16 protein-coding genes are annotated in these 13,854 nt (G+C 64.2%); 13 read left to right on the forward strand and 3 right to left on the reverse strand.

The window, feature by feature from the left end; translation table 11 throughout:
• Nucleotides 1-110: 110 nt before the first annotated feature.
• Nucleotides 111-1,265: a DUF3095 domain-containing protein gene (locus V1283_RS42820; protein WP_334392593.1), complete on the forward strand. Its 1,155-nt coding sequence runs from the start codon at nucleotides 111-113 to the stop codon at nucleotides 1,263-1,265.
• Nucleotides 1,266-1,407: 142 nt separating this feature from the next.
• Here V1283_RS42820 and V1283_RS42825 read toward each other — a convergent pair whose 3' ends face one another.
• The 3 genes from V1283_RS42825 to V1283_RS42835 form a co-directional block, all read right to left on the reverse strand.
• Complete coding sequence (locus V1283_RS42825; RefSeq protein ID WP_334392594.1) at nucleotides 1,408-1,851, reverse strand: DUF2147 domain-containing protein; 444 nt, start codon at nucleotides 1,849-1,851, stop codon at nucleotides 1,408-1,410.
• 74 nt (nucleotides 1,852-1,925) lie between these two features.
• A complete protein-coding gene (locus tag V1283_RS42830) occupies nucleotides 1,926-3,308 on the reverse strand; it encodes an MATE family efflux transporter (RefSeq protein WP_334392595.1) in 1,383 nt (460 codons plus the stop codon).
• Nucleotides 3,309-3,396: 88 nt separating this feature from the next.
• Nucleotides 3,397-3,936 carry a GNAT family N-acetyltransferase gene (locus V1283_RS42835; RefSeq protein WP_334392596.1) on the reverse strand — a complete coding sequence of 180 codons (540 nt, stop codon included), beginning with the start codon at nucleotides 3,934-3,936 and terminating at the stop codon, nucleotides 3,397-3,399.
• Nucleotides 3,937-4,106: 170 nt separating this feature from the next.
• Here V1283_RS42835 and V1283_RS42840 point away from each other — a divergent pair, with 170 nt between their 5' ends.
• The 12 genes from V1283_RS42840 to V1283_RS42895 all read left to right on the forward strand — a co-directional run bounded on the left by V1283_RS42840 (nucleotide 4,107) and on the right by V1283_RS42895 (nucleotide 13,657).
• Nucleotides 4,107-4,706 carry a superoxide dismutase gene (locus V1283_RS42840; RefSeq protein WP_334392598.1) on the forward strand — a complete coding sequence of 200 codons (600 nt, stop codon included), beginning with the start codon at nucleotides 4,107-4,109 and terminating at the stop codon, nucleotides 4,704-4,706.
• 229 nt (nucleotides 4,707-4,935) lie between these two features.
• Entirely contained in the window at nucleotides 4,936-5,310 is a 375-nt protein-coding gene (gene crcB, locus V1283_RS42845) for a fluoride efflux transporter CrcB (protein ID WP_334392599.1), read from the forward strand.
• Between the two features lie 143 nt (nucleotides 5,311-5,453).
• Complete coding sequence (locus tag V1283_RS42850; protein WP_334392600.1) at nucleotides 5,454-6,047, forward strand: permease; 594 nt, start codon at nucleotides 5,454-5,456, stop codon at nucleotides 6,045-6,047.
• Between the two features lie 59 nt (nucleotides 6,048-6,106).
• Nucleotides 6,107-6,547, forward strand: a complete 441-nt coding sequence (locus V1283_RS42855) for a hypothetical protein (protein ID WP_334393389.1) — start codon at nucleotides 6,107-6,109, stop codon at nucleotides 6,545-6,547.
• A gap of 1,108 nt (nucleotides 6,548-7,655) precedes the next feature.
• Nucleotides 7,656-7,844 carry a hypothetical protein gene (locus tag V1283_RS42860; protein ID WP_334392601.1) on the forward strand — a complete coding sequence of 63 codons (189 nt, stop codon included), beginning with the start codon at nucleotides 7,656-7,658 and terminating at the stop codon, nucleotides 7,842-7,844.
• A gap of 2 nt (nucleotides 7,845-7,846) precedes the next feature.
• On the forward strand, nucleotides 7,847-8,602 hold the full coding sequence (locus V1283_RS42865) for a metal ABC transporter ATP-binding protein (protein WP_334392602.1): 756 nt from the start codon (nucleotides 7,847-7,849) through the stop codon (nucleotides 8,600-8,602).
• Nucleotides 8,602-9,471, forward strand: coding sequence for a metal ABC transporter permease (locus tag V1283_RS42870; protein ID WP_334392603.1), 870 nt, complete (start codon nucleotides 8,602-8,604; stop codon nucleotides 9,469-9,471). The genes V1283_RS42865 and V1283_RS42870 overlap by 1 nt, the downstream gene beginning before the upstream one ends.
• A 2-nt stretch (nucleotides 9,472-9,473) precedes the next feature.
• Nucleotides 9,474-10,346, forward strand: coding sequence for a metal ABC transporter substrate-binding protein (locus tag V1283_RS42875; RefSeq protein ID WP_334392604.1), 873 nt, complete (start codon nucleotides 9,474-9,476; stop codon nucleotides 10,344-10,346).
• A gap of 53 nt (nucleotides 10,347-10,399) precedes the next feature.
• A complete protein-coding gene (locus tag V1283_RS42880) occupies nucleotides 10,400-11,452 on the forward strand; it encodes a CobW family GTP-binding protein (RefSeq protein WP_334392605.1) in 1,053 nt (350 codons plus the stop codon).
• The gene (locus tag V1283_RS42885) at nucleotides 11,452-12,468 is read left to right on the forward strand and encodes a WD40 repeat domain-containing protein (protein WP_334392606.1); all 1,017 of its coding nucleotides are present in this window, start codon (nucleotides 11,452-11,454) and stop codon (nucleotides 12,466-12,468) included. The genes V1283_RS42880 and V1283_RS42885 overlap by 1 nt, the downstream gene beginning before the upstream one ends.
• Nucleotides 12,469-12,501: 33 nt before the next feature.
• Nucleotides 12,502-13,218 (forward strand): MgtC/SapB family protein, encoded by a 717-nt coding sequence (locus V1283_RS42890; protein ID WP_334392607.1) that lies wholly within the window; start codon nucleotides 12,502-12,504, stop codon nucleotides 13,216-13,218.
• Nucleotides 13,219-13,321: 103 nt separating this feature from the next.
• Nucleotides 13,322-13,657 carry a hypothetical protein gene (locus V1283_RS42895; protein ID WP_334392608.1) on the forward strand — a complete coding sequence of 112 codons (336 nt, stop codon included), beginning with the start codon at nucleotides 13,322-13,324 and terminating at the stop codon, nucleotides 13,655-13,657.
• The last annotated feature ends 197 nt before the right edge of the window (nucleotides 13,658-13,854 follow it).

Here is a 13,854-nt window from a genome sequence, read left to right on the forward strand (position 1 = left end):
CACCGGTTTTCCGAAAAGATCATGCTCAAACAAAAAGTCAGAGCTGGATGACGAATCGAAGAGAAGTCAGCTAGCTCTGGAAGGGTTGAGAACCGGGGGCTCTCATCGCCATGACGACGCCTGACGGCACCGACATATTCTACGGCGCGATCCCGGTCTTTCGCGGCTTTGGCAGCCTGATGGACCCGGCGATGTATTCGCCGTTGCCTGACGACTGGACCGTCGGCGTCGCCGACATCGTGGAATCGACCAAGGCGATCGCGAACCAGCGCTACAAGGCGGTCAACATGGCCGGCGCGGCCGTGATTGCCGCCGTCACCAACGCGCTTGACGGGCGCGAATTTCCGTTCGTGTTCGGCGGCGATGGCGCCAGCTTCGCGGTGTCGCCCGGCGACCTCGCGCGTGCCCGCGATGCGCTGGCGGCGACGGCTTCATGGGTCCGCGAAGATCTCGATCTGGTGATGCGGGTGGCGCTGGTGCCGGTCAAGGACATCCGTGCGCAGGGCTTCGATATCAGGGTGGCCCGCTTCGGTCCGTCAGCGAATCTCTCCTATGCGATGTTTTCCGGCGGGGGTTTGGGGTGGGCGGATGCCGAGATGAAGCGCGGCGAGTTCGCGGTGCCGGCGGCTGCTCCCGGCACGCAGCCCGATCTGTCCGGGCTGTCGTGCCGGTTCGAGGAAATTCCCTCCACGCGCGGGCTCATTCTGTCGGTGCTGGTGGTGCCGGCCAAGGGCGCCGATCCGTTTCGTTTCCGCAAGGTGATCGAGGACATCATCGGACTGGTCGAACAGTCTCCGGACGCCGGGCGGCCGGTGCCGTCGGGCGGGCCGCCGCTGCGCTGGCCGCCGGCCGGCGTCGAGTATGAAGCGCGCGCCGCGCGCGGCGGGCCGCTGTTGAAGCGGCGCACGGTCGTGCTCGCGGTGACGCTGTGGGCCTATGTCGTGATGCGCTTCGGCATCAAGGTCGGCAATTTCGTGCCGAAAAACTACGTGCAGCAGGTGGTGGAGAATTCCGACTTCCGCAAATATGACGACGGCCTGCGGATGATCCTCGATTGCACCGAGGAGCTGGAACGCGCGCTGGCGGCGCTTCTGGCGAACGCGGCTTCAGAGCGGGTCGTGCGCTACGGCCTGCACCGGCAGGACGCGGCGATGATGACCTGCTTCACGCCGTCGGTGATGCGCAGCGACCACGTCCATTTCATCGACAGCGCCCGCGGCGGCTACGCCTCGGCGGCGACCGCGCTAAAGGCGATGGCGGCGTAGGGGGTCACGATTATTGTTAATCCCTCATGGTGAGGAGGCGCGAAGCGCCGTCTCGAACCACGAGGCCCGGCTGGTGCCATTCATCCTTCGAGACGCGGCGAAGGCGCCGCTCCTCAGGATCTGACGCCAAGGCGACTGAGCTTCAGCGCCCCACGCGCGTCCAGGTCTCGCCGCCGCACAGCGCGCCGACGCAGCCTTCGACCCGCAGCGTATCCGGGCCCGCCACCGAGATGCTGCTCGCATAGGTGCCGCCGTCATCGGCGTTGTAGATCTGGCCCGACCATTTGCCGGGGCCAACTGGCTGCATGCCGCTGAATAGCGTCAGGCCGATCATGGGCCGCTTCTTCAGCGCCGGGTTTGGATTCTTGTCATCGACCGGGGGCTTGCCGGTAGCCTGATCGACCGGCTCTTTGAGGCCGACAATCACGCCGCAGATGCCGCCACCGCATTTGCTGACTTTCACCCGCGCGTCGCCGGCCTGGGTCTGCCAGACGCCGGTCGGCTCGCCCGAGCCTTGCGCGCGAGCCGATGGGGCGACCAGCAATGCCGCCGCGATCGCGATGATGAAAGCCGTTCTGCAAGCCATGAATCATTCCCCAAAAAAGCAGGCCTGCATAGCAACAAATCAGATTTGTGCAACGTCGGATTGCGCGAAGGCGATCATTTGCTCCAGCGGGTGAGGCGGATCGACAACGCCGTCCCGAGGCCGTAAACGGCCATCGCGAGGCCTACCAGCGCGAACAATGTCCATGCCGGCGCGCCCGCCGAGGCCAGCCACCAACCGCCGACGCCGACGATCAGCAACCGCGCGGTGCCGGCGATCACGGGACCGCCGACCATCGCCGCCCCCTGCGAGGAGAAATAGAGGCAGGCGCCCATCCCGAAAAAGGCGAACGCGGGGCCGGCCCAGACCAGATAGGAAGACGCCGCGGCGGTGACGCCGGGATCGCTGGTGAACAGCGAAACCCAGAGCGACGGCATCATTGCGACGATGAGCCCGATGGCCCCCACGGTGATGGCGGCCGCCGCGCCCGCGGTCCACGCCACCTGCCGCGCGCGCGTCACGAGCCCCGCGCCCATTGCCATGCCGACCATCGGCACCGAGGCGACACCAAAAGCAAAGGCGATCGGCGTCAGCAGAAATTCCAGCCGCGAGCCCATGCCGTAGCCGGCCAATGTCGCGGTGCCGTAGCCGGCCAGGATTTTGGTGAAGATCAGCACCGTCAGCACGGTCTGCAGCGGCGACAGGCAGGACACCGCGCCGACCTTCAGAATGTCGAAGAACATGTCGCGCTGGAATTTAAAACCCTTGAAGTTCAGCGTCAGCCGGCTGCGGCCGCTGACGAGATACCAGGCGAGAAATATCGCGCCGAGCGTGAAGGCGGTGAGCTGGCCCGCGGCGACGCCGCCCATGCCGAATTTCGGCAGGCCGAACAGCCCAAGGCCAAGCGCGCCGCCAACCGCAATCTGCACCAGCGCGGTGCCGATCAGGGTTACCGATGGAATCCGCATGTCGCCGGTGCCGCGCACCACCGAGGCCAGCGTGTTGACCAGCCAGATCGCGATCGCGCCGGAGAACAGCACGTGCGAATATTGCATGGCCTGTTCGAGCACGCCGCCGCGCCCGCCGAGTAGCGCGTAAAACGCGCCGCCGAATACCAGCATCATCGCGGTGAAAAAGATTCCGGCGCAGGCGCCGATCATCCCGGCATGCAACGCCAGATCAGCCGCGCGGTCGCGATTCCCCGCGCCGATCGCCCGGCTGATCGCGGACGAAACGCCGCCGCCCATCGCGCCGGCCGACATCATCTGCGTCAGCATCACGAAGGGAAACACCAGCGCGATGCCGGCGAGCGGCTCGGTGCCGAGCCGGCCGATATAGGAGGTCTCGGCGACGGCCACCAGCGTGGTGCCGACCATGGCGATCGCATTGGGCAGCGCGAGCCTCAGCAGCGTCGGCAGGATCGGCGAGGCGAGCAGGCCGTTGATCGGCGCGGATGGAACCGCGGCGGGGCGCATGTCGAGCGGAGCGTCAATGGTCATACGTCGCAGGTCATCCAAATCAAATAAATTATGACTGACATATTATGCGGCCGGCCGGGCACAAAGCCACCCGTGGCCCACGCAGGGGTCACCACGGCAGGCCGCATAGGTCAATTATTCCATCGCGCGGCTTGCGGGTGAAATCGAACACATAGGGTGCCATGGCCTCGAAGCGAATTCTTCCCTCCGGCTGCTCGGCGTAGACTTCGCCTTTGAACGCATGCCAGCCGCGCGCCTGATAAAATGCTTCATTGTGCGGCTCGCAGAACAGCATCGCAAACCGAACGGCTTCGTGGTCACGCAGGGTCCTGACGGCGGCGTTGAGCGCAAGCGTTGCATAGCCGCGCCCACGGCAATCCTCGCGGGTCGCGACGCCGCCGATGCCGCCGATATGGACCTTGCGCCCATCCCAGATGGCGTCACGGAAATAGATGCCGACATGGCAGGCAAGCCCCGGTTTCGGCGAATCCTCGGGCGCATCGATCAGCACGCGCAGATCGGCATGGGCCCATTCGATGTGACCCCATGGCAGCCTCTCGACGACATGGCGCGGCCACACCGCCTTCATCAGCGGCTCGGTCCTTTGCCAGGATGCGTCCCCGTTCAGCACGTCGATTTCGATGCTCATTCCATCACCCTGTTGCGCCGATACGGCCGCCGTCCCGTCATACGCTGGGCGCGGAGCGGTGTTACGCGGAAGCCTCCCCGTTCTTGCCAAATTGCGGTGTTTATGCGCAATGGAACCTTCTATAAGGGTTCCCGTTAAACTTCGTCTCCCATCAGTTCGGACATCACCCCATGACCTTCACGCTGCCCAATCTGCCCTATTCCCACGACGCCCTTGCGCCCCACATGTCCAAGGAAACGCTGGAATACCACCACGACAAGCATCACCAGGCTTACGTGACCAACGGAAACAACGCGATCAAGGGGACTGAATTCGAAGGCAAGTCCCTGGAGGAGATCGTCAAGGGTTCGTTCGGGAAGAACCCGGCCGTGTTCAACAATGCCGGCCAGCACTACAATCACCTCCACTTCTGGAACTGGATGAAGCCGAATGGCGGCGGCAGCAAGCTGCCCGGCCGTCTGGAAAAGAAGATCACCGAGGACCTCGGCGGGCTCGAGAAGTTCAAGACCGATTTCGCCGCTGCCGGCGTCGGCCAGTTCGGCTCCGGCTGGTGCTGGCTGTCGGTCAAGAACGGCAAGCTCGAAATCTCCAAGACGGCGAACGGCGAGAGCCCGCTGGTCCACGGCGCGACCCCGATCCTCGGCTGTGACGTCTGGGAGCACTCCTACTACATCGATTACCGCAACCGCCGTCCCGACTATCTGAAGGCGTTCTGCGATAATCTGATCAACTGGGACTATGTCGACGAGCTGTTCGGCAAGACTTCCTAACACTCCGTCATTCCGGGGCGATGCGACAGCATCGAACCCGGAATCTCGAGATTCCGGGTTCGTCGCTTCGCGCCGCCCCGGAATGACAGCGGAGTAAAAGTCGAAGGGCGGTGGCCGCGGCTGCCGCCCTTTTTTCGTTGGCCGGGCGCGGTCCCGATCCTTGCAGAGATTGCTGCTAACAGGCAAAAGCGGTTTGCCGGGTCACTTCACTGGCGTGGAAAATGCTGCGATGAGCTATTTGCTGGTCTTTGTTGGTGGCGGCCTTGGCGCGACGCTGCGCCATCTGATTAACGTCACCTGCGCCCGTTGCATGGGCACCGGATTCCCCTGGGGTACCTTCATCATCAACATCACGGGCTCGACGGTGATGGGGCTGATCGCGGGCTATCTCGCCTTCAAGGGCGAGGCGTCGCAGCCCTGGCGGCTGTTTTTGATGACCGGCATCCTGGGCGGCTACACCACGTTCTCGGCCTACTCGCTCGATGCGGCGCTGCTCTACGAGCGCGGCGAACTTGGCCCTGCGGCGCTTTACGTCATAGGCTCGGTCGTGCTCTCGATCGCCGGGCTGTTTGCCGGCCTGGCGCTGGTCCGTCAGTTCACCTGAACGGATACGCCCGCGGGCCGCCGCGGGAGTGCCCGGTAACGTCCTCGCATGGGCATGCCTGAGATGCGCATGGCTATCGTTGCGTCGCCACCATGGTGGGACTAAGCAGGGTGGAATCGCATCACCCGCAAAACCCATCGCCCTTGTCAGAACATCAGATAAAAGACCCGGCGCCTGCCGATGACGCCGAGCCGAAGCTGCGGCGCGCCCGCAAGCCGGTCGGCTGGTCGATGATCGTGATCGGCACGCTGGTCGTAGTTTGCGCAGGCCTGGTCTGGCGGCGCGACGGCATCGATGGCGTGCTCAAGATCCTCACGCATGATCTCTGGCTGTTCGGGGAAATCATGCCGCGCGTGCTGGCCGGCTGCCTGCTCGGTGGCTTCATCGCGGAAATTCTGCCTCACGACAAAGTCTCGCGAGCGCTCGGGCCGAATTCGGGGCTGAAGGGACTTTTGATCGGAACGGCGTTCGGCGCGATCCTGCCCGGCGGTCCGTTCACCGCCTATCCGGTGGCGGCGGCGCTGCTCACGGTCGGCGCCGATTTCGGCGCCACCATCGCGATGGTGGTGAGCTGGACGCTGATCGGCTACGGCCGCGCGGTCGCCTGGGAATTGCCGATCCTCGGCACGGATTTCACGCTGTGGCGGATCGTGATCTCGCTGCCGATCCCGGTGCTGGCAGGCGCGCTCGGCCGCTTCGTTTTCGTGCGGATGTATCCGAAGGGCGAGCCCTCGTGAATATTTCCGCGTTGATCATCGACGTCACCCTGTGGGGCTCGGTCTTAATCCTCGGCTTCATGGCCTGGCAGCGCGGGCGCGTGGTGCTGGTGTCGTCCGTGCGCGAGGGCAGCATGGATTTCATCAACATCGTGCCGCGCATCGCGCTCGGCGTGATCGGCTCGGGCTACATCGCCGCCGTCATCCCGCCGGAAGTCATCACCGGCTGGCTCGGGCCTGATAGCGGCTGGCTCGGCGTCCTGACGGCGGTGATCGCCGGCGCAGCCACGCCGGGCGGCCCGGTGGTCGGTTTTTCGATCGGCGCGGTCGCGTTGAAGGTCGGCGGCGGCCCGCCGCAGGTGGTCGCCTATGTCGTCGCCTGGGCGCTGTTCGCCTTCCAGCGCATGATCCTCTGGGAAATCCCGTTCATGCCGGCCAGGTTCGTCTGGTTTCGCGCGGCGGTCTCGGTGCCGTTCCCGTTTCTCGCGGCGGCGATCGCGATGGTGATCGGGAAGCCGTGAGATCACGCTCGCGCGGTGCGCTTGCGGACTGGCGGGACCTTGGTGGCAAGTCGTCTTGAGCCCCACCCTTGGTGCCTTCGTACCTCCAGTGGGAGTTGCGGCCCGGGAACCCGTGCCGTATCTTCACCGTTAATAGTTTATGAAAGCCATAGCCGCGGCATTTGTTGCTCTGTTCGTTTTGTGGGTCGTTGACGTCAACTTCAACGGCGCCCGTTACACCGACGCGGCCATGCGGATGATCCGAGCTACGGCCACATCGATCGGCATTCGAAATTAAGGCCCGCCTCAGTTCTCGTTAGGACTCGGTGGTGCAAATGCGGCGCCCGCCACCCGACGAATATGATCAGCGCCAAAATCCCGATCGCGAGCGCGGGTCCGGCTTCGCGGTCGGGGCCGACCTACCAACGCCTGTGCTACCTGCCGGGCAAATCACGCTAGGCGTTGGTCCAGTATCCGGTGCGAAAATATTCCCCTTTTGTTCTCAGGCAAATCAGTTCATCCATGTGCCGTCCCACCCGGCAAGAGGGGCGGCTCGCGATCGTCACGAAACGCGCGGTGGGATGCGGTGGACGCGGAAGCCATGACTGACGAGGCTGGCATGACGCGTACGGCGAAGTCGTGTGATTCTGGCGCCGCGGTGCTGGCGTCAAGTTCCTGGGAAGCAAGCTTCCTGGGGGCGACGGTGGCAAGAAAGCCGTTCACCGGGGAGAGCACGAAGTAAGCCGTAAAGCCATTGCGCAGGGAAGGCCGGATGCCTCGGCTGAACCTGTATGCTCGTGTGCGTCTTCTTGTGCGTAAATGGCACACGAGACCGCGGGTGCAGCGTGCACCCGGTCTTCCCTGCGCCCTCTCTGATTTCCAAGAGGGTGAATTCGAAGCAAACCTCGGACGATTCGCGTCGTGAGATCGCACAGTCATATTCGGTCGTCGTCACCCGCGCAGGCGGGTGACCCAGTATTCCAGAGACAGCAGCGATTGAACCGGTAAGCCGCAGCGTACTGGATACCCCGCCTTCGCGGGGTATGACGACCTTGGCGCGTTCGAGAAGGCCGGCCTGCGGCCGTGCCACCGCGTGGACTCTCGTAATGTTATAATGTAACATTTTCCCATGCCTCACGACCATTCCCACTCCCACGACCACCATCACGGCCACGTCCATTCGCATGGCCCGGCCACCCCGCATCCGGCGCAAGCCGCGCCCTGGTCGATCCTGCGCATGACGGTGGCAGCCCGGTTCGGTGCGGCGCTGCTGGTCAGCGCTGCGCTGTGGGCCGTCGTCCTGGTGGCGATGAGGTGAGCATGGCGGCGCAGATCAAATTCCACAACGTTACGCTCGGCTATGATCGCCATCCGGCGGTGCATCACCTCAATGGCGAGGTCGCTTCCGGCGCGCTGGTGGCCGTGATCGGGCCGAACGGCGCCGGCAAGTCGACGCTGTTTCGCGGGCTCGCCGGCATTTTGAAGCCGCTTTCGGGATCGATCGATCTCGGCGGCCTCGATATCCGCGACATCGCCTACCTGCCGCAGAGCGTCGACATCGACCGGACTTTTCCGATCTCGGTGTTCGATCTTGTCGGTACGGGCCTGTGGCGCTCGACCGGGCTGTTCGGCGGCATGGGCAAGGCGGAGCGGGACAAGATCATCCGGGCGCTCGCCGCCGTCGGCCTCAACGGTTTTGAAAACCGCTCGATTGGCACGCTGTCCGGCGGCCAGATGCAGCGCATGCTGTTTGCGCGCGTGCTGCTGCAGGACGCGCGCCTGATCGTGCTCGACGAGCCTTTCAACGCCATCGACACCAAAACCTCGGCCGACCTGCTGGCGCTGGTCAAGCGCTGGCACGGCGAGGGCCGCACCGTGCTGGCGGCGCTGCACGACATGGAGCTGGTGCGCGATCACTTCCCGGAAACCCTGCTGCTCGCGCGCGGGCCGGTGGCGTGGGGCCCGACCGCTGATGTACTGACGGCCGAAAACCTGATGGTGGCGCTACGGATGTGCGAGGCGTTCGACGACAGCGCCGCCGCCTGCGCCGACGACATGCCGTCGCGGGCTGCCTGATGCTGTACGACGCGCTGATCGCGCCCTTTACCGAATTTGAGTTCATGCGCCGCGCGCTCGCCGCCGTGATCGCGCTGTCACTCGGCGCAGCACCAATCGGCGTATTTTTGATGCTGCGGCGGATGAGCCTTGTCGGCGACGCCATGGCGCATGCGATCTTGCCGGGCGCGGCGATCGGCTTCCTGATCTCCGGGCTCAATCTGTTCGCGATGACGACCGGCGGATTGATCGCGGGCTTTACGGTCGCGCTCCTCGCAGGCCTTGTCGCGCGCAATACCGAGTTGAAGGAAGACGCCTCGCTCGCGACCTTCTATCTGGTGTCGCTCGCGCTCGGCGTCACCATCGTTTCCGTCAAGGGCACCAATATCGACCTGCTGCACGTGCTGTTCGGCAACATTCTCGCAATGGACGACCAGACGCTGCTCGTCATCGCCTTCAACGCCACCGTTACGCTGCTGGTGATGGCGGTGATCTACCGGCCGCTGGTGATCGAATGCGTCGATCCGATGTTCCTGCGCACCGTCTCGCGCGCCGGCGCGCCCGCGCATCTGGCGTTTCTGGCGCTGGTTGTGATCAACCTTGTCAACGGCTTTCACGCGCTCGGCACGCTGCTCGGCGTCGGCCTGATGATCCTGCCCGCCGGCATCGCCCGCTTCTGGTCGCGCGACATCACCGCCATGATCTGCATCGCGGTCGCAAGCGCCATTGTGTCTGGTTATGCCGGGCTGGTGCTGTCGTTCCAGACCCGGATTCCTTCGGGGCCGGCGATCATCCTCGTGGCGGCAGGGCTCTATCTGGCGTCGCTGTTGTTCGGCAATGTCAGCGGACTGGTGCGGCAATTGTTTCCCGGCCGCCATCTCGAGGCGTGACGATGCGGCGACTGTGCTGGCTTATCTGTCTGGGATTGATCGTGTTCAGCGATCCGGCGTGGGCGCAGGAGCGTCTCAACGTCGTCGCCAGTTTCTCGATCCTCGGCGATTTCGTCCGCAATGTCGGTGGCGATCGCGTCAACGTCACCACGCTGGTGGGCCCCGACAGCGACGCACATGTCTATGTGCCGACGCCCTCGGATGCCAAGAGGGTGGCGGATGCGAAGCTCGTATTTGTCAACGGTCTCGGATTCGAGGGCTGGCTGCCGCGGCTGGTGAAGTCCGCCGGCGGCAAGGCTGATATCGTGACCACGACATCAGGCATCGCGCCGCTCAAGCTCGGCTCCGAAGCCGATCCGCACGCCTGGCAATCGGTCGCGAATGCGAAGATTTATGTCGCCAATATCCGCGATGCGCTGGCAGCAGTGGCTCCTGCGGACGCCGAAGCCTTCAAGTCCAGGGCGAACGCCTATCTGGCTGATCTCGACGCGCTGGAGCGCGACGTGCGCGAGGCAGTGGCGAAAATTCCGGAAAGCCGCCGCAAGGTGATCTCAACCCACAATGCCTTCGGTTATTTCGCCGCCGCCTATGGCATCGAATTCATCGCGCCGCTCGGCGTCTCGACCGAATCCGAAGCCAGCGCCCGCGATATCGCAGGGATCATCACCCAGATCAGGGCCGCCAGAATACCGGCCGTGTTTCTGGAAAATATCACGGACCCCCGCCTGATGGGCCGGATCTCGGCCGAGACCGGCGCCAGGGTCGGCGGAACGCTCTATTCGGACAGCCTGACCGGCGAAAAGGGCGATTCTCCCACTTACATTGCGATGGTCAGGCACAATATAAAGGCACTGACCAGCGCGCTGAGCCGATAGGGCAGGGGCCTCCCTGCTTGCCGGCGCGCCCTGTAATTCCGCCCGGAGCCGTTATGTCTGAACCTTCGTCCCAAAAAATTCCAGTGACCGTCCTGACGGGCTATCTCGGCGCCGGCAAGACCACGCTGCTCAACCGCATCCTGTCGGAAAACCACGGCAAGAAATACGCCGTCATCGTCAACGAATTCGGCGAAATCGGCATCGACAACGACCTCATCATCGGCGCCGACGAGGAAGTGTTCGAGATGAACAATGGCTGCGTCTGCTGCACCGTGCGCGGCGACCTCGTCCGCATCATGGACGGCCTGATGAAACGCAAGGGCAAGTTCGACGCCATCATCGTCGAGACGACGGGCCTCGCCGATCCGGCCCCGGTGGCGCAGACTTTTTTCGTCGATGAGGACGTGCAGAAGAACGCCCGCCTCGATGCGGTCGTGACGGTGGCCGACGCCAAATGGCTGAGCGACCGCCTGAAGGACGCCCCGGAGGCCAAGAATCAGATCGCGTTTGCCGACGTCATCGTGCTGAACAAAACCGACCTCGTCTCCAAGCCCGAGCTCGCCGAGGTCGAAGCCCGCATTCGCGGCATCAACCCTTACGCAAAGCTGCACCGCACCGAGCGTTGCAAGGTGGCGCTGTCTGACGTGCTGGAGCGCGGCGCGTTCGACCTGGATCGTATTCTGGAGATCGAGCCGGAATTTCTGGACGCCGGCGATGGCCATGATCACCACCACGACCATGATCATCACCACGGCCATGACCACCATCACGGCCACAGCCATGGCGGCTTGAAGCACTATCACGACGAGGACATGCAATCGCTGTCGCTGCGCTCGGACAAGCCGCTCGACCCCACCAGGTTCATGCCGTGGCTGCAAAACCTCGTCGCCACCGAGGGCCAGAAGATTTTGCGCTCGAAGGGCATTCTCGCCTTCACTGACGACGACGACCGCTACGTGTTCCAGGGCGTGCACATGATGCTGGAGGGTGACCATCAACGGAAGTGGAAGGATGGCGAGCGGCGCGAAAGCCGCGTCGTCTTCATCGGCCGCGAATTGCCGGAGCAGGCGATCCGCGACGGTTTTGAAAGCTGTATCACCACGTGATGAAAGAGTTTGATCCGGGCGAGGCGCCCTCCATCGCTTCCATCACCGACCAGGTGCGGGCGCTGCCGGTCGGCATGCCCGTCACGTCGATCTATTTCCTCGGCGATACCGCGGTGTTTGTCGGCGTCGAGGAAAACGCAGCGGTGGCGAACGAAGCGGGCGAAGTTTCGAAAGTTGCCATCCATGGCGGCGCCGTGCTGTGTGCGGCGTCCGACGGCAAGCGTATCGTCACCGGCGGCGACGACGGCAAGGTCGTCGCGTTCGACGCCAAGGGCGAAGTCACAGTGCTCGCGACCGATGCAAAACGGCGCTGGATCGACAATGTCGCGTTGCATCCCGATGGCGCGGTAGCGTGGTCGGCCGGCAAGACCGCGTTCGTCCGCAGCGGCAAGGGCGATGAGAAGACTTTTGATGCGCCCTCGACCGTCGGCGGACTGGCGTTCGCGCCAAAAGGCGTGCGCGTCGCGGTCGCCCATTACAATGGCGTGACGCTGTGGTTTCCCAACATGGCGGCGAAGCCGGAGTTTCTGGAATGGGCCGGCTCGCACCTCGCCGTCACCTTCAGCCCCGACAACAAATTCCTGGTCACCGGCATGCACGAGCCGGCGCTGCACGGCTGGCGACTTGCCGATAACAGGCACATGCGGATGAGCGGCTATCCCGGCCGTGTCCGCTCGATGTCGTGGACCGTGGGCGGCAAGGGGCTCGCCACCTCGGGCGCCGATACCGTGATCATCTGGCCGTTCACCAGCAAGGACGGGCCGATGGGCAAGGAGCCCGCCATGCTCGCCCCGTTGCAGGCTCGCGTCTCGATGGTGGCCTGTCATCCGAAGCAGGACATCATGGCCGCGGGCTATAGCGACGGCACCATACTGATCGTGCGGCTCGAGGATGGCGCGGAAATTCTGGTGCGCCGCAATGGCAGCGATCCGGTCTCGGCGCTGGCCTGGAACGCGAAGGGCACGCTGCTGGCCTTCGGCACCGAGGATGGCGACACCGGAATGCTGGAGTTTTAATCGATCCGTCGTATTCAGCCGTTATGTGGGGCCATGCGGTTTCTGACCACCTTCCAGATTCACGATTTCATCGACACGCTGGTCAGCCTGACTGCGGCGTTTGTACTCGGCACATTGATCGGTGCGGAGCGGCAATACAGGCAGCGCACCGCGGGCTTGCGCACCAATGTGCTGGTCGCCGTTGGCGCGGCGGCCTTTGTCGACCTCGCCATGCACCTGACCGGCACCGATGGCGCGGTGCGCGTGATCGCCTATGTTGTGTCGGGAATCGGTTTCCTCGGGGCCGGCGTCATCATGAAGCAGGGCATGGACGTGCGCGGCCTGAACACCGCGGCGACGCTGTGGGCGTCGGCAGCGGTCGGGTCCTGCGCCGGTGCCGACATGGTCGCGCAGGCTGCGGTGCTGACCGTCTTCGTGCTGGCCGGAAACACCCTGCTGCGTCCGCTGGTGAACGCGATCAACCGCATTCCGCTCGACGAGAAGGCTTCGGAAGCGACCTATTATTTCAAACTCGCGGTTACGACCGAGGCGTTGCCCGCCATGCGCGACCAACTGGTCGAGCGGCTGGAAAACGCCAAATATCCGGTGGCGGATATCGAGGTCGTCGAAACCGGCGACGATCTGCTGGAGATCGTCGCAAAGCTGGTCTCTACCGCGGTCGATCCGAATGAATTGAATGCGGTGGTGGGCGATCTGCAACACCAAGCCGGTGTGCGCCATGCCACCTGGGAAGTGAGCACCGCGGACTAGTTCCGGGCGGATCTTGACGATATCGCTGTTCCCGGCGTGCGGGCGCGGAACCATGCATCGCAGGAATCGTTGATATCGCGAACAATTTCGTGGGTTGAATGACATGCCTGCCGAAGACCGCCAACGCGAATACCGACGGGAAATGCTGCTTGCGTCCATGCTGATCGCGGCCGGGCTGGCCGTCTCGACGCTGGCGCTGACGGCGCTCACCGTCCGTGATTCCCAGCAAATGGCGCAGGCGACGCCGCCTACGCAATCGACGCCGGGCGGGGAAACGAAGCCTTCCGCGCCGCCCGAGCCGGCCACCACCGGCCAAAGGCCGTCGGACATTCCGCCGCAACCGGCCCGGCCCGATCCGGACGCGCAGAAGGCGGGCGCCCAGCCTGCGCTGCCGCCGGCGCCGGCCGAGAAGGTTGCGCCGCCGATCCGCGAGAAGTGATGCCATTTGCGCGGTCCTGATTGTGCAATCGCAAAATCGTGGGCCGCCGAAACCGCGGCGCGCTCTGACGCATCATTGTGCAGTCAAGTGCCCCCACCGCCTCGTATCAATTGGTAGGAGGGGGCGCAGGCGCCGCCTCCGAACGCCTTGTGTTGATCCCCAACAAGCGGTTAGGCTTGCTGCAATAACAGCCGGCG

The organism is Bradyrhizobium sp. AZCC 2262, from assembly GCF_036924535.1.
Taxonomy (GTDB): Bacteria; Pseudomonadota; Alphaproteobacteria; order Rhizobiales; family Xanthobacteraceae; genus Bradyrhizobium.